Origin of the sequence: Pseudomonas sp. NPDC087598, from assembly GCF_044743525.1 — a bacterium.
In the GTDB taxonomy this organism is placed as follows: Bacteria; Pseudomonadota; Gammaproteobacteria; order Pseudomonadales; family Pseudomonadaceae; genus Aquipseudomonas.
This window is the reverse complement of sequence record NZ_JBIUWQ010000009.1, coordinates 41056-63403: the sequence shown is the minus strand read 5'-3', so window position 1 is coordinate 63403 and position 22348 is coordinate 41056. Positions and strand designations below refer to the sequence as shown.

At 62.2% G+C, this 22348-nt stretch carries 11 protein-coding genes; 8 read left to right on the top strand and 3 right to left on the bottom strand.

All coding sequences use genetic code 11. From position 1 onward, the window contains the following. The first annotated feature begins 137 nt into the window (after window positions 1–137). Window positions 138–12632, top strand: coding sequence for a filamentous haemagglutinin family protein (locus tag ACIOWE_RS07495; protein WP_401389285.1), 12495 nt, complete (start codon window positions 138–140; stop codon window positions 12630–12632). 47 nt (window positions 12633–12679) lie between these two features. Here ACIOWE_RS07495 and ACIOWE_RS07490 read toward each other — a convergent pair whose 3' ends face one another. The 3 genes from ACIOWE_RS07490 to ACIOWE_RS07480 form a co-directional block, all read right to left on the bottom strand. Next, a complete protein-coding gene (locus ACIOWE_RS07490; RefSeq protein WP_401389437.1) occupies window positions 12680–12916 on the bottom strand; it encodes a type II toxin-antitoxin system RelE/ParE family toxin in 237 nt (78 codons plus the stop codon). Window positions 12917–12953: 37 nt separating this feature from the next. Then, window positions 12954–13148 carry a stability determinant gene (locus tag ACIOWE_RS07485; RefSeq protein WP_401389282.1) on the bottom strand — a complete coding sequence of 65 codons (195 nt, stop codon included), beginning with the start codon at window positions 13146–13148 and terminating at the stop codon, window positions 12954–12956. A gap of 253 nt (window positions 13149–13401) precedes the next feature. Next, complete coding sequence (locus ACIOWE_RS07480) at window positions 13402–14349, bottom strand: transporter (RefSeq protein WP_401389279.1); 948 nt, start codon at window positions 14347–14349, stop codon at window positions 13402–13404. A gap of 211 nt (window positions 14350–14560) precedes the next feature. Here ACIOWE_RS07480 and ACIOWE_RS07475 point away from each other — a divergent pair, with 211 nt between their 5' ends. From ACIOWE_RS07475 to ACIOWE_RS07445, 7 genes are all read left to right on the top strand, one after another. Then, the gene (locus tag ACIOWE_RS07475) at window positions 14561–15598 is read left to right on the top strand and encodes an AraC family transcriptional regulator (RefSeq protein WP_401389276.1); all 1038 of its coding nucleotides are present in this window, start codon (window positions 14561–14563) and stop codon (window positions 15596–15598) included. A gap of 235 nt (window positions 15599–15833) precedes the next feature. Further along, a complete protein-coding gene (locus ACIOWE_RS07470) occupies window positions 15834–16721 on the top strand; it encodes a Dyp-type peroxidase (RefSeq protein ID WP_401389273.1) in 888 nt (295 codons plus the stop codon). Between the two features lie 25 nt (window positions 16722–16746). Next, window positions 16747–17715: a Gfo/Idh/MocA family protein gene (locus tag ACIOWE_RS07465; protein ID WP_401389270.1), complete on the top strand. Its 969-nt coding sequence runs from the start codon at window positions 16747–16749 to the stop codon at window positions 17713–17715. 222 nt (window positions 17716–17937) lie between these two features. After that, window positions 17938–18690 (top strand): GntR family transcriptional regulator, encoded by a 753-nt coding sequence (locus tag ACIOWE_RS07460; RefSeq protein WP_401389267.1) that lies wholly within the window; start codon window positions 17938–17940, stop codon window positions 18688–18690. Continuing rightward, window positions 18687–20417: a fumarate reductase/succinate dehydrogenase flavoprotein subunit gene (locus ACIOWE_RS07455; RefSeq protein WP_401389264.1), complete on the top strand. Its 1731-nt coding sequence runs from the start codon at window positions 18687–18689 to the stop codon at window positions 20415–20417. The genes ACIOWE_RS07460 and ACIOWE_RS07455 overlap by 4 nt, the downstream gene beginning before the upstream one ends. 27 nt (window positions 20418–20444) lie before the next feature. Beyond that, on the top strand, window positions 20445–20690 hold the full coding sequence (locus ACIOWE_RS07450; RefSeq protein ID WP_401389261.1) for a ferredoxin family protein: 246 nt from the start codon (window positions 20445–20447) through the stop codon (window positions 20688–20690). Between the two features lie 236 nt (window positions 20691–20926). Beyond that, a complete protein-coding gene (locus ACIOWE_RS07445) occupies window positions 20927–22330 on the top strand; it encodes an ABC transporter substrate-binding protein (RefSeq protein WP_401389258.1) in 1404 nt (467 codons plus the stop codon). The last annotated feature ends 18 nt before the right edge of the window (window positions 22331–22348 follow it).

The following is a 22348-nucleotide window of genomic DNA, read 5'->3' as shown; positions in this document are numbered from 1 at the left end:
CTCCCCCAACATGAAGTTTGTGTGACATCCGTTCGGTCGCGACCGCCGCCAACTGCCTATGACGTAACAGCAGGTTTTTGCACGCCTGCGGCATGTGTGGCAACCAACGTGTGGCAACCCAAAAGGATCTCGTAGTGATGCTCGCTCGCCCATCCCGTCGTACCAACGTCCAGTCGTTCAAACGTGAAGCCGTGGAGCCGGCGTTGTGGCTCCTCAAACCGCTGGCGCAAGCGGTGGCGTTGTGTCTGGTGGCGGGCAATGCGCACGCGGCAACGGCGTTCAGCTCCAACTGGTTCGCTGCCAAGGGTGCCGCGCAGCAAGCCGCTGCCGCACGGCCGAGCACTGGCGGCTTGCCGGGGATGACGCCGCCCTTGGCGCAGCAGCAAAAAGCCAACCAGCAATTGCAGCGCTCGATCCAGACCCTGAACAACACCGTCGCCGCGATTGCTGCGCAGCAGGCGGCTCAGGCGGCCGGTCGTGCGGCTGCGCTGGGCTCGGTGCAATTTGTGCCGGACGGTCTGGGCGAGGGCGGTCTGAAGGTCGATAACAGCCTCGCCCAAGGTTGGCAGAACGCCAAAGGCCCGCAGCAAACTCAGGCCGACGGCAAGACCACGGTGAAGATCGAGCAGACCGCCGACAAGGCCATCCTCAACTGGGAAACCTTCAACGTCGGGCGCAACACCACCGTCGAGTTTGCCCAGCAGGCGAACTGGGCGGTGCTCAACCGGGTCAACGATCCGAATGCCCGGGCGAGCCAGATTCAGGGGCAGATCAAGGGCGACGGCACGGTGATGCTGATCAACCGCAACGGCATCGTCTTCAGCGGCAGCAGTCAGGTCAACGTGCGCAACCTGGTGGCAGCGGCAGCGAACATCACCGATATCCAGTTCCGCGACCGAGGGCTGTATTTCGACAGCAACGGTACTCAGCCGACCTTCACCGATGCCGCTGGCGAGGTGTTGATCGAGCGCGGTGCGAGTATCACGACTCATAAACCGGCGACGTCGACCGATGCCGGTGGTTATGCCTTGCTGCTCGGCAGCGAAGTGCAGAACGACGGCAGCATCAGCACCGCCAAGGGCCAGACTGTGCTCGGCGCCGGTGATCGTTTCTATATCCGCAAGGGCGCGGGCACCGAGGGCAATGCGCTGTCGACCACGTTCGGCAACGAAGTCACGCCGGGGTTCAAGGCCGGCGACGTCAGCGGCAAGGTGAGCAACAACGGCTTGATCCAGTCCGCCACTGGCGACATCACTCTGACCGGCCATGAAGTCGTGCAGAACGGCGTATTGCTCGCCAGCACCTCCGTGGCTGCTCGCGGCACCGTTCACTTGTCCAGTCCCGCCAGCGACAGCGGCGGCAGCGTCACACTTGCGCAGGGCAGTGCCACGGCGATCATGCTCGACAGCAGCGACCTGACGGCGCTCGACAGTCAGCATCAGGCCGCCCTCAGCGCGATCACTGCCAACAACCGGATTCGTGGCGATCAGTCGCGCATCGAGATTCAGAGCGGCGGCAGTGTCGAGTTCCAGAACGGCTCGATCACGCTCGCCACCGGTGGCCAGGTGGCGGTGACGGCGCAGCGCCGCAGCCTGGTGCGCGACGGGGCGATGATCGATGTGTCGGGTGCCCTCGGCGTCAAAGTGGCGATGGAAAACAACAACATCAAGATCAACGTGCAAGGCAACGAGCAGCGCGACGCCTCGGTCAACCGCGACAAAGGCGCGCTCAACAGCAATGACATCTGGGTCGATGTGCGCGAGCTGGTCTACGTGCCGGCCGGCACCAACGGCTATGCCACGGATCGCTGGTACACCGCCGGCGGATTGCTTGAAGTCGGCGGCTATCTCGGCACCCAGGCGCACAGCGTCGGCGAGTGGATGGCGCAGGGCGGTACGGTGAGTTTTGCCGGCAATGACGTGGTCAGCGAAAAAGGCTCGTTGATCAATCTGTCCGGCGGCACGCTGGATGTGCAGAGTGGCGAGATCCGCCAGAGCTGGCTGCGCGGTGCCGACGGCAAGCTGTATGAAGTGTCGAGTGCACCGGGCGATCTGCTCTACACCGGACTGTACAAGGGGTTTGAGGACAGCAGCGAGCGCTGGGGCCAGACCAGCTACTTCTACAATCCGCTGATTGCCCCACGCTCGCGTTTCGAATCGGGTTACACCGTGGGACGCGACGCCGGGCAACTGGTGATTGCCACTGCCAACGCCGCGCTCGACGGGCAGATGCTTGGCGAGGTGTATCAGGGCGAGCGGCAGAACCAGACGCCGAAAGCCGTGCTCGATGGCTATGAGCAGAGTCAGACCGCGCTGGCGCGCCGCGCGCAATTGATCGTCGGCAGTTATGACCCGACTTATGTGGCGTCCGCGGGCGGCGTTTTGTATGCGCTCAACCCTCTGCTGGATCAGGTGCAGATCGGCGGTCAACGGCCGCTCGCCGGCACTGATCTAAATCTCGATGGCGCCGTGTCGCAGGCGCGCCAGGGCAAGCTGTTTCTCGATAATGATCAGCTCAACGGCTTCCGTCTCGGCGCTCTCAAGGTGGCGGCCAGGGATCAGGTCGTCGTCGCGGGTGCGCTCAGCGTCGATACCGCTGGCGACATCACCCTGTATGCGCCGGATGTGCAGGTCGGCGCTGACCTGACCGCGCGCAGCGGCAGCCTGCGTCTGGGCAACGTACTCAATCAGTTCAACGGCACCGTAAGCAGTGACACCCGCCTCACGGCGATCACCGGCAAGCCGACGCAAGTGTCTGTGGCTGAAGGCGTTCACCTTGATACCCGTGGCGTATGGAGCAACCTGCGCACCCAGCCGGACGATGGCGCCAGTCTGGCGTCGCTCAATGGTGGTTTGGTGTCGATCCGCAGCAGCGGTGATATCAATATCGGCGCCGGCAGCCTGCTGGATGTTTCATCCGGTGGCGCGATCCTCGCCAACGGCAAGACACGCGGTGGCAAGGGCGGTGATTTGACCGTGGAATCCAGTGCGATTTCCGCCCCCGGCCAATCGCACCTGCGCCTCGATGGCGAGTTGCGTGGCTACGGTGTAACTGGTGGCGGCACGTTGACCGTGCAGGCCAACAAGATCCTGATCGGACAGACTGACAAAGCGTTGGCCGACAACACCCTGCGACTGTCCACTGATCTGTTCAACAAGGGCTTCTCCGCGTACAACCTGATCGGTTTGAGCGGCCTGGACGTCGCCGAAGGCAGCGTCGTTGACGTCAGTCTGCCGGTGTACCGTTTTGGCGATGCCGCGCCGAATCAGCTCAGCGGTGCCGACCCACACGCGGCGCTGGAGCTGTGGACGCCGGCGTTGTACCAGGAAAATCCGACTCAGGGCGTGCTGACGCAACGCGCCGGTGCCAGCCTGACGCTGCAAGGCGGGGCCAGCCAGCTCAGCCTGATCGACGCGGCCAACAGCAGCCTGACCCTCGGCCGTGGTTCGCGCATCAGCGTCGACCCGGGGCAAAGCATCAAGTTGCGCGGCGCCGGGCAGATCACCGTGGACGGTGAACTCAATGCCTGGGGCGGCACGATTGATATTCGCCAGCAACAGTTCGGTGCGATCAAACCGGCCACCTCCGATCAACTCGCCGCACCGGACGCACACAACCGTTCGATCTGGATCGGTGAACACGCGCGTCTGGATGTGGCAGGGCGCGCGAACACCGCAGTGGACGCCTTGGGTCGCACTTACGGGCGGGTCGGCAAGGGCGGCAGCATCATCCTCGGTGGCGAGATCGACGCGAAACTCGCCACGGCCACAGCCGCCGATGCCTACGTGGTGGTGCGCCAGGGCGCGCAGCTCGATGCGTCTGGCGCCGAGGCGCTGCTGGACATCGCCGGGCAGGGACCGACACGTGTGGCAACCGACGGCGGACGCATCGCCATCAGCTCCTACAACGGCCTGTTCATCGACGGCGATTTACGTGCGGCAGCGGGTGGTGCCGGGGCGGCTGGTGGTCGTCTGGAAGTGGCACTGGAGACGCCGTTGTACGCCGATTCGGCGGCCAACAACGTGCGCACGCCACGCGAGATGATCATCGACCAGACGTCGACCGGGCAGACGCTTGCTGCCGACCTGCGTCCGGGCGAAGGCGACGACGGATTGCGCTACGGTCAGGCCCGGGTGCATGCCGACAGCCTGATGAGCGGTGGCTTCGACACCTTGAGCCTGTTGAGTAACGGCCTGTTGTCGTTCGACGGTGACGTCAACCTGCACATGCAGCAAAGCCTCAGCCTGTACGCCGGGGCGCTGTCTCTGGCCGAGTCAGGCAAAGACACGGCACGGGTCGATCTGAGCGCGCCGTATCTGCGCTTGTCCGGTGTCGGCAGCTATTACAGCGTGGTCGGCAGCGTGCGCCCACGGCTGACGAACAGCCCGACCGGCAAACTCGCGGACGCCCGCTTCACGGCGTCGGCCAACTTGCTGGATCTGGGTAACGGTCTGTCGTTCGGGGCACAGGGTTCGATCCTGCAACTGAAAGCACCGGCCGCCGATTACAGCCGCCGTGGGTTTGCCGAGGTCAGCCTCGACAGCAGCGGTGATCTGCGCTTTCTGGCGCCTGTCGATGGCGCTGATAAAAGCCGTCTGTGGACCCCGGGTGATTTGAACCTGCGTGCGGCGCAGATTTATCCCGCCAGTGACGTGCAGGCAGAAGTGCGTGTGGGTTATCAGGGCGCGCAGTCGGTTGCCGAACATACCCTGCGCATCAGCGGCCACGGAGCAGCGCCGGCTGCGGCGCCTTATTCGGCGTTCGGCAAGCTGACGTTCTCGGCGGCGTTTATCGAACAGGGCGGCGTGTTGCGTGCACCGTTGGGCAAGATTGTCCTCGGCGATGACTTGTTGACCACCACCCGTGAGGTGCGTCTGCTGCCGGGCAGCGTGACGTCGGTCAGCGGTGCCGGGCTGGTCATGCCGTATGGCGGCACCACCGACGGCATCGACTACCGCTACGGCGGCAAATCAGTGGTGTTGAATGGCGTCACCGGGGAAGCGACCGGCGTGTCGATGAGCACCCAATTCATTGATGTGCAGAGCGGCGCGCTCATCGATTTGTCGGGCGGCGGCGACCTGCGTGGCGCCGGTTTCATTTCCGGGCGCGGCGGTTCCACCGATGCCCGTTTCAATCCGCTGGTGCGCAACGCTACCGACGGTACTTTCAGCTTGCCAGGGCTGGCGAGCAACCCTGTGTATGCGATCGTGCCGGGCAACCAGAGCACGTACGCGCCGGTGCTGGCCGAGGCGGGCGCGGTCGATCCACGGATCGGCCAGCAGATCACCATCGGCGCCGGCGTGCCGGGTCTGGCGGCGGGTACTTACACGTTGTTGCCGTCGACGTTTGCCTTGCTGCCCGGCGCGTTCCGGGTCGAAGTCAACGGTCAGGCCACGCCGGGCGCAAGCACGGGTGTATTGCCGATGCGCAATGGTTCGTGGACCGGCAGCGGGCAGATGTCGATTGCCAACACTCGTCTGCACGACAGTCTCGCCCGCCAGGTCATTCTGACCCCGGCTGATGTGTTGCGCCGATACTCGCAGTACAACGAAACCAGTCTCAGCCAATTCATCCAGAGTGATGCCGTGCGGCGCGGGGTTCCCCGGGCACTGGCCCCGCAGGACGGCAAGACTCTGGACCTGCGCCTGATTGACGGTGGCGAGCAGGACATCGCGTTGCAGTTCAACGGACAGGCGCGGTTTGGCGCCGCCGCTGGTGGTCTGGTCGGCACGGCCGTGGTGCGCAGCGGCAACGCCCGCAGCAGTTTCGAAATTCTCGGCAGCGGACAAGCGCCGACCGAGGGCTTCAACGGTATTTCGCTGTACGCCGAAACGCTCAACAACCTCAACGCCGGACGTTTGACCATTGGCGCGATGCCTACTGTCAGCTACAGCACGGCGGGCAACATCATTGGTTTCATCGGTGACACCTCCAGCATCGTCTTGCGTGATGGGGCGTTGTTGGCAGCGCCGGAAGTGCTGTTGCGCAGCAACTCGATCAACGGCGGTATCACCCTCGAAGCGGGCGCCGGGATCAACGCCTTGGGGCGTGGCAACGCCGCTTATGACTCGACGGCCGGGTACATTTATCAGCCGGGGGCGTCCAGTGTGGTGGTGGTTTCGAACGGCTGGACCAATGTGCTGGCGCCGGAGGCGGGCGGCGGCTTCACCGGTGCCGGCAGCATTCGGATCGGCACCTGCGCCACGGCGGTTTGCGCCAGCCCGGCGCTGCTCTACTCAAACGGCAGCATCACCGCCGCCACGGATAATCAGTTCGAACTCGGTGAAGCCGTGCGTTTCGGCACGCGTCATCTGGCCCTGGCGGTGGGCGCGGTCAACGCTGGCAGCGCCGAAGCATTGGCGGCTGCGGGCAACCGCGTACCGGCCGGCCTGACCCTGAACCAGAATGTGCTGGACCGTTTGCTGCGCGGTGATAACCAGTTCGGCGCACCCGCCCTGGAGACACTGAGCCTGACCACGCGCGATGCCTTCAATCTCTACGGCAGCGTGACCCTTGATACCTTCGATGCGCAGACGGGGCAGAGCAAGCTACAAAACCTCGTGCTCGCCACCCCGGCGATTTATGGCGCGGGCACGGCCGAAGACATCGCGACGATCCGTACCGCCAATCTGATCTGGAACGGTGCCACTCAGGACCCCGGCAGTGTGATCAGCGGCGGCGCCGGTACCGGCAGCGGCACCCTGGATATTCAGGCACAACGCATCGAATTGGGTTACGGCCCGATGCCACAACCCAGCGGCCTCGATCAGAACAATCGTCTGGCGTTGGGTTTTGCCAACGTCAACCTCAGCGCCAGCGCACGCATCACTGCCAATCACAAGGGCAGCCTGGCGGTGTATCAACAGCAGGGCGCTTACGACCCGCTCAAGGGTTATGCCTACACTGGCGGCAATCTCACTTTGCGCACACCGTTGCTGACCGGTGAGGCAGCGTCGGTCAATCTGCTCAAGGCTGGCAATCGCCTGACGCTCAGCGGTGCCGGTGCTGCGGGTGTGGCCGATGCCCTCGGCGCGGAGCTCGCTCTGCAAGCCCGCGACATCGTGCTCGACAGCCGCATCGCTTTGGCCAGCGGCAAGCTCACGGCCACAGCCGAGCACGACTTGACCCTCGCTGGCGGCGCGCAACTGGACATGGCCGGGCGCACCTTGCCGTTCAACGACGTGAGCAAGTACAGCTGGGGCGGCGACGTGTCGCTGTTGAGCAACGCTGGCAATATCCGCCAGCTCGCCGGGTCGCGCATTGATCTGTCGGCGAAAAACAATCAGGCCGGCAACCTCAGCGCCGTTGCCTTGGCAGCGGATGCCGGCATCGTCGATCTGCAGGGCGAGATCCTCGGCGCCAGCAGCGGCTATTACGATGCCGGCGGCACGCTGGTGCCGTACAAAGCCGGGGGCGTGGACATTCGCGCTCAGCAGTTGGGCGCAGATGCGAGCGTGCAGTTCGCGGCACTCAATCAACGCCTGAATGCCGGACAGGTGTTCGGCAGTCGCAGCTTGCAACTCAAGCGAGGCGATTTGCTGATAGGCGATGGGCTTAAGGCCGGCGAGATCAATGTCTCGGTGGACAATGGCAGCCTGACGGTCAATGGCTTGATCGATGCCAGTGGCGAACGGGTCGGCAGCATTCGGCTGTCGGCGCAGAACGGCCTGACCCTGGCCGGCAACAGCGTGCTCGATGCCCATGGTCGGGTGTTGCGCGTCGACAGTTACGGCAAGATCATCGACGCGCCGAACCGCGCCATGGTCGAGCTGAATTCCGGGGCCGGGATGTTGACCCTGGCGTCCGGCACGCGCATCGACTTGCGCCATGGTACGGATGCGGTGCCGGGTTTCCTCGCCGGTCAGCACGATCAGATGCTGCGCGGCACTGTGGAGCTCAATGCGCCACGTCTGGGTGCCGGCGACATCGCCATCGATGCCAGCGGCACTGTGAATATTCAGGGCGCGCGTTCCATCGGCCTCAATGGTGTGCGCCGCTATGACGATGCGCGTGATGGCGTCGACCCGGCGGTCAGCGGCCGGCCTTATCAGGTCATTGATCAGGCCCTGTTCAGCCGCATCGACGGCGACAACACCGGGTTCATCGACGCTGCGCTGAACAACGCCGATCTGTTGCAACGCAAACTGGCCGGCCTGAATAATGCGAGCTACGCCGATGCCTTCCATCTGCGCCCCGGGGTCGAGATCGTCAGCAAAAGCGCTGACGGCGACCTGGTGGTTGAAGGTGATATCGACCTGTCGCGTTACCGCTACGCCAGCCTCAATCCGCACACGGGCAAAGTCGATGGCGTCTATGGTTCCGGTGAATCCGCCAGCCTGGTGATCCGTGCCGGCGGCAACCTCGATATTTACGGCAGCATCAACGACGGCTTCGCTCCGCCACCAGAGACTGTCGACGACGCTGGCTGGAAGCTGCTGCCGGGCGTACAGCCGTTCGGCGGTGATCTGGTTGTACCGGGGACCGGGGTGACGCTGGCACCGGGCACGCAATTCCCGTCGGGTGTGACCCTTAATTACGATCTGCCGATTCAGGCGACGACGCTGGTCAGCGGCACGCTACTGCCGGTGCAGGTCGAACTGGCCGCGCCTTATACCTTCAGCGCCGGCACGGTGCTGGCGGGGGCGGTGCATGACGCCTCGGGCAATCTGTTGTATGCCGCCGGGACGCTGTTGCGCAACGATGTGACGGTGCCGGCCAGCAGCCGTCTGGGTGCCGGTATTCGCTTGAACCGCAACACCGCGTTGCAAGCCATGAACTGGCCCAAAGGTGTGCCCTTGCCGGGCGCCTTCGATGTCGACACCGGCAGCAGCAAGAATTTGCTGTTGAGCAGTTCGCTGGCGCTGTTGCGCGGTTCGTTGATTCCGTCGATGACCAATGTGGTACTCGCTGACGGTGTCGCGTTTATCGAATTGCGCGCTTTGACTGGTGCCAACCAGGGTGCCAACTGGGCAATCGCGCCGATGTTGCCGTCGGGTAGTGCCTCGTGGTCGATCCGCGCGGTGGCGGGGGCCGATCTTTCCGCAGCCGATAGTCGTGCAGTGAAACCGCTCACCACCGAAGGCAATTTGCGCCTCGCGGACACCCATTACGGGGCGAAGATCACCGAAGGCAATCCACGCGCGGTGTGGTCGGAAACCAACCAGTATGGTTTCCCTGCCTTCGAACCGGTGCCCGAGGAATACCTGATTCTCTGCGAAACCGATCCCGCTGCCTGTGCACCGATGGCGCGCTGGACCTGGGCCCCCGGCAACCAGTTCGGCTTTCAGGATTACGCGCCGATTCCCGAGGAGTACCTGACGCTGTGCGACAGTTATCCCGAGGTGTGCGTCGAGAGCAATCCGGCGAAAAGCGCCAGTATTCACAGCCAGATGTTCAGCGTCCTGCGCACCGGTACCGGTGATCTGGATCTGATCGCCGCCGGTGACCTGAGCATGGCCTCGCCGTTTGGTGTGTACACCGCTGGCACCCAGTCGGCCGATGTCGATCCGCGCTTCAAGCAGATGCGTGGACGTTTGTCCGACAAGGATTCGGTATTGGGCAGTGCCGGTGGCGACGTCGAAAAATGGGTCAACGGCGGCACCGACAGTCTCTATCAGGCCTGGTATCCGCAGCTTGGCGGCAACTTGACGATCAATGCCGGCGGCTCTGTCTCCGGCGATAGCCTCGGGCGCAAGGTTGCGAATAGCGGCGGCTACCGTGAGCAGGTGCCAAGCGTCGCGGTGGGTAATTGGTTGTGGCGCCAGGGCGATGGCAGCAGTGACGTGCCGACCGCCTGGTGGATCAACTTCGGCAGTTATGCCACTCAGCCGCTGCCGGATGCCGACATGGATGCGGCGCCGTACCTGGTGGGTTTCACCGGTTTCGGGACCTTGGGGGGCGGCAACATCAGCCTGCGCGCCGGTGCAGACGCCGGCATGCTCAAACCGATGGGGGATGCGCGAACCAATCCACGCAGTCAGGGCCTGATCGTGGCAGTGGGCAGCAGCGGTCGTGTCGGCAGCGACGGCAGCCTGCAATTGACCGGTGGCGGTGACATGGACATCCGCATCGGCGGCTCGCTCAATCCATCGCTGCAAGTGCGAGCCGGCAACAATGGGATCACGCCGCCCAAGCATGATCTGCAAGGCGCGTTGATCAACCTGCGCGGCGCGGCACAAGTCAGCGGCAGTGCGGTGGGCGGGATCAATCTGCAATATGGCGCCAACCGCGTGTTGCATGATGCTCGCGAAACCCGTGCGCTTGACCCGTTTACCGCAACCACCAGCAATGCCTCCGGTGGGCTTGTGCTGATCCCTGGCGACTCGGGCATGCGCATCAACACCCGTGGCGATCTGGTCCTGGGCGGCGCAGCGGATCCGGGCCGGGTGCGTTTGCAGAACGCCACGCCGCTGTTCGACGATCAGGGCAACATCACCCAGGGCGGAATTTTGACCGGCTTCTCGTTGTGGACCGAACACACGGCGATCGATCTGTTCTCGGCCGGTGGCAATCTCACCCCGAGTACCCAACTGGCAGAGACAGACACCAACGGGCCACTCAAAGGGCAGAACACTTCGCCAACCGACAGTCGTTTCGTCTATCCATCGATTCTGCGCGCGGTGGCGGGGCAGGGCTCGATCTACGCCGGTTCGTCGGCGGCTTACAGCGTCGGCAACACCGCCCCGGCGACCGCCTATTCGCTGTTGTTGGCGCCGTCGGCGTCGGGTCAACTGGAACTGTTGGCGGGGAATTCGATTTATGCCGGCGGCTATGCGATCAACCAGTCCGGGGCCAGTCCACTGGCGATTGCCACGCCGTTCGCCCCGGCGTTCAACGGCTATACCAGCAACTCGGCGCAAACGCCGTTTATTTCCAACAGCGGCAGCGATGGAGTCCTGGCTGAACCGAACCTTCGTTATCCCTTGTTCGCTTTCGGCAGCAACTCGTACGCCGGCCTCAGCGATGTCATGGGCCCGGCGCGAATCTACGCCTTGAGCGGTGACCTGGTGGGTATCCGCAGTGGCGAATCGTTGCGGGCGAGCGATTCGCTACGCACTTGGTACGAAGCAGCAGGGCCGGTGTGGATGATGGCGGGTCGCGACATCGTCGCCTCAGGCACCAACCTCGGCAGCCCGACGATCTCGGCCAAGGAAGGTATCGGCAACAGTAAGGACACGATCTACTCCACCGGTAATCTGTTTGTGCACAACGATCCAAGGGACGTGTCGAAAGTGTCGGCCGGTCGCGACATTCTCTACAGCAGCTTCGACATCGCCGGCCCCGGCACCCTGGAGGTCAATGCCGGGCGCAACATCCTCATGGAGGACCGGGCCAGCATCACCAGCCTTGGCTCGTTGTTGCCAGGTGATCAGCGGCCAGGCGCCAGCGTGGTCTTGCAGGCCGGCGTCGGTGCGCAGGGGCCGGATTATTCACGGTTCATCGCGCGGTACCTGAACCCGCAGAACGTGGCCAGTGCGGATGCCTCCCTCAGCGCGCAGCCGGGCAAAGTGGTCAAGACTTACCTCGACGAGCTGCAGAGCTGGCTGACCCTCGGTTACGGCTTCAGCGGCAACGCCGAACAGGCGCAAGCGTTCTACGCCGCGTTGCCGAGTACTCAGCAGGCGATCTTCGCCCGTCAGGTGTACTTCGCCGAACTGCGAGCCGGTGGCCTCGAATACAACGATGTCGACGGCCCGCGCAAAGGCAGTTACCTGCGCGGTCGCAACGCCATTGCCGCATTGTTCCCGACCACCGATGTGGCTGGCAATCCGATCCGTTATGACGGCGACATCACTCTTTATGGCGGTGCTGGGGTCAAGACGTTGTTCGGCGGCGATATCCAGATGCTCACGCCCGGCGGTGGTCAGGTGTTCGGCATCGAGGGCGCAGCGCCGCCGTCGACGGCGGGCATCATCACCCAAGGTTCGGGCAACATTCAGCTCTACTCCGAGGGCAGCATCCTGCTCGGGCAGAGCCGGATCATGACCACGTTTGGTGGCTCGATCCTCGGCTGGTCCGCCGAGGGCGATATCAACGCCGGTCGCGGCTCGAAAACCACGGTGGTCTACACCCCGCCGAAACGCGTGTACGACACCTGGGGTAACGTGACCCTGTCGCCATCGGTGCCGAGCACTGGCGCCGGTATCGCCACGCTCAACCCGATTGCCGAAGTGGCACCGGGGGACATCGACCTGATCGCCCCGCTGGGTACCATCGATGCGGGCGAGGCGGGGATTCGCGTGTCTGGCAACGTCAATATCGCCGCACTGACGGTAGTCAACGCCGCCAATATCTCGGTGCAGGGCAAGGCAACCGGCGTCCCGGTGGTCTCGGCGGTCAACACCGGGGCCATCACCTCGGCCAGTTCCGCCGCGTCGTCGGCGACCCAGGCGGCGGAAGACGTCGCCCGTCAGCAGCAGGCAGCGTCGCGGCAGAACCAGGCCTCGGTGTTCACCGTGCAGGTACTCAGCTTCGGCAACGAACAACTGGCTCCGACCCGTGATGGCGCCAGCCGCGCACCGGCCCCGGGGTACAACCCGAACAGCCCGGTGCAGGTGTTGGGTGCGGGGGCGCTGGATGAACAGGCGAAGCAGCAGCTGACCGAGGAGGAGCGTGGGCAACTGACCTTGTAAAGAACTCTCGTGTAGTACGTTTGGGCGGCCATTTGGCCGCCCTTTTTTTATGCTGATGAGCTTCGTGGGTATTTTTGTCGGGCGTGGACCAGCGTCAGTATTCTGATGCGCCCGTTCACTCGATAGACCAGCAGATAGTTAGGATTAACCACCATTTCCCGAGTACCTGGCGCTCGACCGGATCTGTAACCATAGGGGATTGATGAAAGCCTTTGCGTTGCTGTACCCACCTTGTGTTGCAGAGCCGCTGAAGCGTTTGAGTTGTGTTGTTCGACGTAATCGATGATGTCAGCCAGATCGTCCAGAGCTTGATCGCTCCATTCAAGCGGCAGCGTGTCGATTCTTGCGTCTCTCTTCTAATAATTGGTCGAGCAGCAGCATAGCTTCCTCGTGAGGTATGCCCGGACTGGGATCATCCAGTGCAGCCTGCACCTTGGCACGAAACCAGCGATCGTAGCTCTCGGCCTCTTCTTCGGATTCGAAGTCAGAGTAAAACGGGGAAAGTAATATGCTCATGGTGATCTCCGTGATCAATCTTGGCAGTTTAAGGGGGGCATGGCCCAATGTCGTCACTGGCAGACGATGCACCCCATGAGCCCTTGAGGAACCATGGGGTAACGGAGCCAGTATCTGCAAGCGCCCCTTTGAAATCTGCCGGACGTTTCCCACCGTTGTCCGGCAATCTCGACCGCAGCTGTAGGCGTATTCCTCCCCTGCGTTTTTCAGGTTTTCAGGCTACAAAACCGGGTGTTCTTTCCTACAAATACACTCAGAACGCGTACGGAATACTCACCTTCGCCCACAGCATTTCCCCTTCCGGCCGGTTCTCCACGTCGAATTCCTTGGCCCAGCGAATCTCCGCGCTGGCGTATTTGAGGAAGGTGAAGTGCAGCGCCGGGCCGATGGCGAACACCTTGCCACGCACGCCGTCGTCGACATCCTGCCCGGCAAACTGCACGGTATGGCCGAAATGTTTGTCGTCGGTGGTCTGCTTGAGGTAGTAGCCGTTGATGCCGAGCATCAGGTCGTCGGTGATCTTGTAACTGGCGGAGTAATCGAAGTGGAAGATCTGCCCCGATTTGTAATCGGTGTCCTTGTTTTTCTCGTTGAAGCTGTAAGTGGTCTTCATCGACACCTCGGTCTTGTCCGTCGGCAGCCAGGTGAAGGAGAACAGCGGTTTGTAGGTGTAGAAATTGTTGCTGGTGTTGGCCAGCCGATCGACGCTGTACTCACCGGTCGGTACGGTGATTTCCACGGCGGCGCCGAGGGTCAGGTTTTTGCCCATGTCCCACAGAATGATCGGCGCGACGGTGGTGTCGCCCATGCCTTCGCGGGTGTCACTCAAGCCGAACACCGAGACTTCCTGTTTTAGCCAAGGCTGGGCGATGTAGCCGGCCAGGCGTCCGCCGAATATGCGTACCGGGCTTAGATAATCGAGGCGTGGAATCACCGCGGTGGACTCGATCTCGACATTCGGCACCTTGCCGCCAAACGAGCTGATGTTGAGCTTTCGAGCCTTGTAATGGTTGTAGTAGAGGTTGAACGCGACCATGTTCTCAGGAAGGCTGTCGACCTCCAGTGGCAGCATGAAGAAGCCGTCGGTGCCGGTGCCGATGTTGTCGACGCCGGCTTCGGTGGCCAGCGCCGGCAGGGTTGCGGTGCAGCCCAGTAATGTCAGGGCCAGGCGGCAACGGTAAGTCGCGCGGTTCGGGTTCATATCCGTCCTCATTATTATTGTGATTGGGCGCAACGCCGGCACGCAGGACGCCCGGCACTATAGAAATAAGCGCTTGGCGCCCGACAGGGCAGGGTATTGGCGGACAGTTAGGGGGACTTCTGCGGACAGTGCGCCAACCCTGTGCTAACTTCTTTCGACATAACCGGTTACAAAAATAACAATCAAGCGTGCTCCGGAATGTCTCGCCCCCATGAACGTAAAAGTCCAAGACCCGACCTTTGAACTGGCGCTGGTCTCGCCGTTTCTCCTGCAAACCCTCGCCGAAGTTGCGCAGAACAAGGGCGTCGACCCCGAAAGCCTGTGCCGTGGTCTGGGTTTTACCCTTGAAGATTTGCAGGATCCGGCGCAGCGGATTTCCTATCGTCAGGCCGTGGCGATGATTCAGCGCGCGCTCAAGGTGCTGCCCAATCAGGGCCTGGGCCTGTGGGTCGGGGCGCAGAATGTACTTGGCACGCTGGGCCTGCTCGGCCATGTTCTGTCGCTGTGCAAGACCTTGCGCGACGCCTTCGCTCTGGGCATTCGCCATCAGCACACGTCGGGCGGGATTGTGGTTTCCAGCGTCGATGTGGTCGGTGAACAGGTGCATCTCGATGCCGAATGCCGTTTGCCGTTCGCCGATGTCCAGCTGTTCGCAGTCGAGGAGTTTTTCGCCAGTCTGCTGGTGTACGGTCGAGCGCTGGCGGGGGCCGATTTTCAGGCAATTGCCGTGGAATTCGTGCATGCCGCACCGGATTACCTGAGCGAGTATCACCGTTTGCTCGGGCCGCACGTGCGCTTCGGTTGCCTGCACAATCGCATGTTGATCGACGCGCAATGGCTCGACGTCAACCTGCCCAATCACCACTCGTTGGCGTTGCGTCAGGCGGTGGCGTTGTTGGAGCTGGAAGCGGCGCAGGTGCATCAGAAACTTGATCTGATTCAAGCCGTGGAACGCGCGATTGCCCGGGACCTGAGCCGGGGCAGCCATATCGAAAAGATTGCCGGTGACCTGAACATGAGCAGCCGCACTTTGCGCCGGCGCCTGACCGAGCATTCGCTGACCTTTGAAGCCTTGCTGGAGCAAGTGCGGCAGGCGCGGACGATGAGTCTGCTGGCCAATCCCGATATGCCGATCGAGCGGATTACTGAAGAAGTCGGCTACAGCGACGTGCGCAGCTTTCGCCGGGCGTTCAAGCGCTGGACGGGGATGAGCCCGAGTGCGTGGCGGGTTGAGAGCAGCACAACGTAGTCCAGACGATTCCTGTGGCGAGGGAGCTTGCTCCCGCTGGGCTGCGCAGCAGACCCAAAACCTGCCACCTCATTCCTCCAGACACACCTTGCATGCAGGGTTTGCGGGTGCTTCGCGCCCGAGCGGGAGCAAGCTCCCTCGCCACAGGGATTTTCTGTGCTCAATGCATCAGTATTTCAACCACACAAACCGTCTGGCCACAGGTAAACTCCCGCGCACTTTCCAAGGAGTTCACATGAGTTACTACCAGCCGGGCATTCTCGCCACCCCTGTTCCTGCGCAAGCACGTCATCTGTTTTTCGCCCTCGAATCAGTTGCAGCACTGCCGCAGGCGATCGACAACCTGATGAACCTGGTGGACGGCCAATCGGCGGTGGTCGGTTTCGGTGAGTCCCTGGCCAAAGCCCTCAACGTGGAAATCGACGGCCTGCGCAGCTTCCCGGCCATGACCGGTGTCGGCGTGGAAAACCCGTCGACCCAGCATGCGCTGTGGGTCTGGCTGCACGGCGTTGACCGTGGCGAATTGCTCAACCGCTGCAATGCCTTCGAAGCAGCACTGGCTCCGGCCCTGCGTCTGGCGGATGTGCAGGAAGCCTTCCGCCACAAGGACGGCCACGACCTGACCGGCTACGAAGACGGCACTGAAAACCCGCACGATGACGCAGCCATCGCCGCCGCATTGCTCGGTGACGGTGCCGAAGGCCTGGTCGGTGGCAGCTTCGCCGCGATCCAGCAATGGCAGCACGACCTCAAGGGCTTCCATAAGCTGTCCGCCGAAGACAAGGACAACATCATGGGCCGTCGCCTGAGCGACAACGAAGAGATCGACGACGCGCCGGTTTCCGCCCACGTCAAACGCACCGCGCAGGAAAGCTTTGCGCCGGAGGCCTTCGTCGTCCGCCGCTCGATGCCGTGGATCGAAGGCGACCGCGCCGGCCTGATGTTCCTCGCCTTCGGTTTTTCGCTGGATGCTTTCGAAGCGCAATTGCGCCGCATGAGCGGTCTGGAAGACGGCATCACCGATGGCCTGTATCGCATCAGCCGTCCGATCACCGGCGGTTACTACTGGTGCCCGCCGCTCAAGGACGGTCATCTGGATCTGCGCGCTTTGCGCATCGGCTAAGGTCTTCAAATACAGGGAGCGGGCAATGAACGTGGTGCGTTGGGGCATGATCGGTTGCGGCAGCGTCGCTGAGCGCAAAAGTGGACCGGCCTTCTACAAGGCTCCGGGCTCGGCATTGGTGGCAGTCATGGGCCGACGCCTTGAGGCCGTGAGCGATTACGCCGCGCGCCACGGCATCGCCCGGGTCTACACCGATGTCGACGCGCTGATCAATGATCCCGAGGTGGACGCGGTCTACATCGCAACGCCCCCCGACAGCCACCACGCCTACAGCCTCAAAGTCGCTGCCGCCGGCAAGCATTGCTGCGTGGAAAAACCCATGGCGCTGAATGCCGGGCAAAGCCGCGAGATGCAGCAGGCGTTTGCCGATGCAGGCCTGCACCTGTTCGTTTCCTACTACCGCCGTTCGTTACCGCGTTTTGCGCAGGTGCGTCAGTGGCTGGAGCAGGGCCGCATCGGCGAGGTTCGGCACCTGAGCTGGACGCTGACCAAGGCCCCGTCAGCGGCGGATCTGGACGGCAGCAACAACTGGCGCACCGATCCGGCGGTGGCCGGTGGTGGTTACTTCGCTGATCTGGCCAGCCATGGTTTTGATCTGTTCCAGTATCTGCTCGGTGACATTGTTGAAGTCGCCGGATTCACCGCAAGGCAAGCCGGGTTGTACGCGGCCGAGGACGCCGTCAGCGCCAGTTGGCGATTCGCCTCCGGGGCGCTGGGCATGGGCTGCTGGAGCTTTGTTGCGGATCGGCGCGAGGATCGGGTCGAGATCATCGGCAGTCGTGGGCGGATCAGTTTTTCGGTATTCGATGAACATCCTGTTCAACTGCATGCGGATGAACTCCTCAGCCTGGAAATTGCCCATCACGAGCATATCCAGTGGCACCACGTGCTGGGCATGAACGCGCACATTCGCGGCGAATCACAGCATCCTGCCGTCGCTGAACAAGCGCTCAAGACCGACTGGGTCATGGACCAGATCCTCAAACGCCACTGACCTTTACTGACCTACACAATCCCCCTGTGGGAGCGAGCCTGCTCGCGAAGGCGGCGTGTCAGTCACCATCTTTGCTGAAAGAACCACCGCTTTCGCGAGCAGGCTCGCTCCCACATTGGCAGTGCGTCGTCGTATCTAACCTTATGCCCATTCGGTATTTCTCAACCTTGTCATAACAACTCTAAGATCACGTCATAACTCGTTATAACAAGTGATCCCGCGATGACCGATAATGTTCTCTCCCTCAGTAGCGTTCCGCTGCACACCCAACTGCGCGACGTCCTCCGTGCGCGCATCCTCGATGGTGAATATCCGCAAGACAGCCAGATGCCCTCCGAAAGCGAACTCGGTGCGCTGTTCAAAGTCAGCCGCATCACCGTGCGCCAAGCCTTGGGCGATCTGCAGAAGGAAGGGCTGATCTTCAAGATTCACGGCAAAGGCACCTTCGTCGCCAAACCGAAAACCTTTCAAAACGTCAGCAGCCTGCAAGGCCTCGCCGAGTCCATGACCGGGCGCGGTTATGAGGTGATCAACCGCCTGCGCAGTTTCAAATTCATCCCCGCCGACAAACGCGTCGCCGAGCGTTTGCAAGTCACGGAAGGCGAGACAGTGGCGCAGATCAAACGCGTACGGCTGATCAATCGTGAGCCGATCTCGCTGGAAATCACCTACCTGCCCAAAGCGGTTGGCGAACGGCTGGAGAAGGCTGATCTGGTCACCCGCGACATCTTCCTTATTCTCGAAAACGACTGCGGCATCGCCCTCGGCCATGCGGATCTGGCGATCGACGCGGTGCTGGCCGACAGCGACCTGACCCAGGCCCTTAACGTCGAGGCCGGCTCGCCGATCATGCGCATCGAACGCCTGACCCACGACGCCAACGGCCAGCCGCTGGACTTCGAACACCTTTACTACCGTGGCGATGCGTTCCAGTACCGCCTGCGGATCGACCGGCAAAAAGGGGAGCAGGCATGACCCGCAACGTTCTCGAACAGGAATACGACATCGTCGTGATCGGCGGTGGCACCGCCGGGCCGATGGCGGCGATCAAGGCCAAGGAAAAAAACAAGGATTTGCGTGTGCTGCTGGTCGACAAGGCCAACGTCAAGCGCAGCGGCGCGATCAGCATGGGCATGGACGGCCTGAACAACGCGATCATCCCCGGCCACTCGACTCCAGAGCAGTACACCAAGGAAATCACCATCGCCAATGATGGCATCGTCAATCAGGCAGCGGTGTACGCCTACGCCACCCACAGCTTCGAAACTATCGAACAGCTCGACCGCTGGGGCGTGAAGTTCGAGAAAGACGAGACCGGCGATTACGCGGTGAAAAAAGTCCATCACATGGGCGCTTACGTACTGCCGATGCCGGAAGGGCACGACATCAAAAAAGTCCTTTATCGCCAGTTGAAACGCGCCCGGGTGAGCATCACCAATCGCCTGGTGTGCACGCGTTTGCTGATTGACGAGGAGGGCACCGTCAATGGCGTAATGGGCTTCGACTGCCGCACCGCCGATTTCCATGTGATCAAGGCCAAAGCGGTGATCCTCGCGTGCGGTGCCGCCGGGCGTCTCGGTCTGCCGTCGTCGGGTTACCTGATGGGCACCTACGAAAACCCGACCAACGCCGGCGACGGCTACGCGATGGCCTATCACGCCGGGGCCGAACTGGCGAACCTCGAGTGCTTCCAGATCAACCCGTTGATCAAGGATTACAACGGCCCGGCCTGCGCTTACGTCACCGGTCCGTTGGGCGGCTATACCGCCAACAACAAGGGCGAACGCTTCATCGAGTGCGACTACTGGAGCGGGCAGATGATGTGGGAGTTTCACCAGGAACTGGAGAGCGGTAACGGCCCGGTGTTCCTCAAACTCGATCACCTGGCCGAAGAAACCATCCAGAACATCGAAGAAATCCTGCACAGCAACGAACGCCCGAGTCGTGGCCAGTTTCACGCCAATCGCGGCACCGATTACCGCACGCAGATGGTCGAGATGCACATCTCCGAAATTGGTTTTTGCAGCGGTCACTCGGCGTCCGGGGTGTGGGTCAACGAGCGCGCCGAGACGTCGGTGAAAGGCTTGTACTCGGCCGGCGACATGGCCGCCGTGCCGCACAACTACATGCTCGGCGCGTTCACCTACGGCTGGTTTGCCGGGCACAACGCGGCGGATTTTGTCGCTGACCGCGAGTTTTCTGCGCTGGATGCCGAGCAGATCGAAAAGGAGAAAGCCCGGGTCTATGCACCGCTGGATCGTGAGCACGGTCTGCCGCCGGCACAGGTCGAGTACAAGCTGCGCCGCTTCGTCAACGACTACCTGCAACCGCCGAAAGTGACCAAGAAGATGCAGATCGGCCTGCAACGCTTCAGCGACATCGAGCGCGATCTCGAGCAGATGAAAGCCAACAACGCCCACGAACTGATGCGCGCCATGGAAACCAGTGTGATCCGCGACTGCGCCGAAATGGCCGCCCGCGCCTCGTTGTTCCGTGCTGAAAGCCGTTGGGGCCTGTACCACTATCGCGTCGATCACCCGCAGCGCAATGACGCTGAGTGGTTCTGCCATTGCCATCTGAAGAAGGGCGAGGACGGCCGCATGACCAGTTTCAAAAAAGCCGTCGAGCCTTACATCATCCCGCTCGATGCCGAAGAAATGCAGGCCTACGACCGCTTGCGAGTGGGCGCCTTCGCCGCTTGATACATCAATCATCAAAGAGTCCGAACCATGGCCTATCAAGCTCAGGAAATCTTTTTCCGCTCCAACGCCCCCGTCACCGTGGACGAGGACAAATGCATCGCTGAAAAGGGCTGCACCGTGTGCATCGACGTCTGCCCGATGGACTTGCTGGCGATCAACCCGGCCACGCAGAAGGCCTACATGGCGTTCGATGAATGCTGGTACTGCATGCCCTGCGAAAAGGATTGCCCGACGGGTGCCGTCAAAGTCGACATCCCCTATCTCCTGCGCTGACTGACAGGACGCCATCGCTGGCAAGCCAGCTCCCACAGAGATTTTTTTTCGGACATGGATCTTGCAAACACCCGAAAACCCTGTGGGAGCTGGCTTGCCAGCGATGAGGCCGGCCCAGACAACCAAAGCCATCCGGAAACACCGGACGCTGGAATCACCGAAACCCCCTCGTTTCCCACCGCGCCCTGATCGCGGCGGAGACGAACATCCAATAAATGATTCGAGGGGAAACAACCATGTTGCGTGCAGCAATCGCCGGTCTGGTACTGGCTTCGTTCACCGTGTCGGCCTCGGCCGAAACCATCCGCATCGCCATCGGCACCCAGGACACCACCATCAATTGCGCCGCCGGCGGGTTGTTGATTCGTGAACTCGGTCTGCTCGACAAATACCTGCCCCACGACGGCGCCTACAAAGACGCCCAGTACGATGTGCAGTGGAAAAACTTCACCAGCGGTGCACCGCTGACCAACGAGATGGTCGCCGGCAAACTCGACTTCGGCGCCATGGCCGACTTCCCCGGCGCGTTCAACGGCGTGGCATTTGAAACGGCGGGCAAACACAGTCTGTTCATCAGCGTGCTGTCGGGCAGCATCAAGGGCAGCGGCAACGGTATCGTCGTGCCGAGCGCGTCCGGCGTGCAGTCGCTGAGCGAACTCAAAGGCAAGACCATCTCCGTGCCATTTGCCTCGACTGCCCACGGCATGTTGCTGCGCGCGGTGGCGGAGCAGGGCTGGGATCCGCTGAAAGACGTCAACATCATCGCCCAGCCGCCCGAGGTCGCCGGCTCCGCGCTGCAGGCCGGCAAGATCGACGCCCACGCCGATTTCGTGCCGTTCGCCGAGCTATTCCCCAGCCGTGGTTTCGCTCGCAAGATCTACGACGGCGCCCAGGCCAATGCGCCGACCTTCCATGGCGCGCTGGTGGATCAGGCGTACGCGAAGCAGTACCCGGAAATCGTCGTCGCCTATCTGCGTGCGAGCATTGAGGCCAATCAATTGCTCGCCGCTGAACCTGAAAAGTACAGCGAGCTGATTGCCAAGGTCACCGGCGTCGATGCTGAGGTTAATTACCTGTTCCACGGCCCGCTCGGCGTGCAGACCCGCGACCTGAGCTGGAAGCCTGAATATCGTCAGGCCGTCGGTACCGCCATTGACACGTTGAAGCTGCTGAAGAAGGCCGATCGTGGCCTCGATCTGAACACCTTCATCGACGACCAGTACATCCGGGCGGCGTTCAAGGCGTCGAATCTGGATTACACGGCGCAACTGGCCAACTACACGCAGACGCCGCTGAAGGCCACGGATGCGGCGACCGGCAAAGTGATCACCGACTTCAGCCACGTCGCTGAAGTCTGGGTGCGCGGCGAGGACAAGGTGCGCCAATACGCCTCCGCCGAATCAGCCTTCGCTGCGCTCGCCACACTGAAGCAGGAAGGCAAAAGCATCCGCGCTGTGTATGCGCAGGCCAGTGACAGCGGGATCAAGTTATTGGCCGATCAGGCGTGGTTTGCCAGCGATGCCAAGGGTCGTTTGAGTGCGTTCCTGCTCAAAGGCCAGGCGCAGCAATTTGCAGCGGCGCAGGGCGGCAAGGTTTTTGACTTCACCGATGCCACCACCCAGGCCGTTGCCATCCGCTGATTTCATGCACATCACATT

Coding starts and splice junctions, on each gene's coding strand:
- ACIOWE_RS07495 (WP_401389285.1), top strand. CDS start 138: ATGCTCGCTCGCCCATCCCGTCGTACCAACGTCCAGTCGTTCAAACGT.
- ACIOWE_RS07485 (WP_401389282.1), bottom strand. CDS start 13,148: ATGAGCATATTACTTTCCCCGTTTTACTCTGACTTCGAATCCGAAGAA.
- ACIOWE_RS07480 (WP_401389279.1), bottom strand. CDS start 14,349: ATGAACCCGAACCGCGCGACTTACCGTTGCCGCCTGGCCCTGACATTA.
- ACIOWE_RS07475 (WP_401389276.1), top strand. CDS start 14,561: ATGAACGTAAAAGTCCAAGACCCGACCTTTGAACTGGCGCTGGTCTCG.
- ACIOWE_RS07470 (WP_401389273.1), top strand. CDS start 15,834: ATGAGTTACTACCAGCCGGGCATTCTCGCCACCCCTGTTCCTGCGCAA.
- ACIOWE_RS07465 (WP_401389270.1), top strand. CDS start 16,747: ATGAACGTGGTGCGTTGGGGCATGATCGGTTGCGGCAGCGTCGCTGAG.
- ACIOWE_RS07460 (WP_401389267.1), top strand. CDS start 17,938: ATGACCGATAATGTTCTCTCCCTCAGTAGCGTTCCGCTGCACACCCAA.
- ACIOWE_RS07455 (WP_401389264.1), top strand. CDS start 18,687: ATGACCCGCAACGTTCTCGAACAGGAATACGACATCGTCGTGATCGGC.
- ACIOWE_RS07450 (WP_401389261.1), top strand. CDS start 20,445: ATGGCCTATCAAGCTCAGGAAATCTTTTTCCGCTCCAACGCCCCCGTC.
- ACIOWE_RS07445 (WP_401389258.1), top strand. CDS start 20,927: ATGTTGCGTGCAGCAATCGCCGGTCTGGTACTGGCTTCGTTCACCGTG.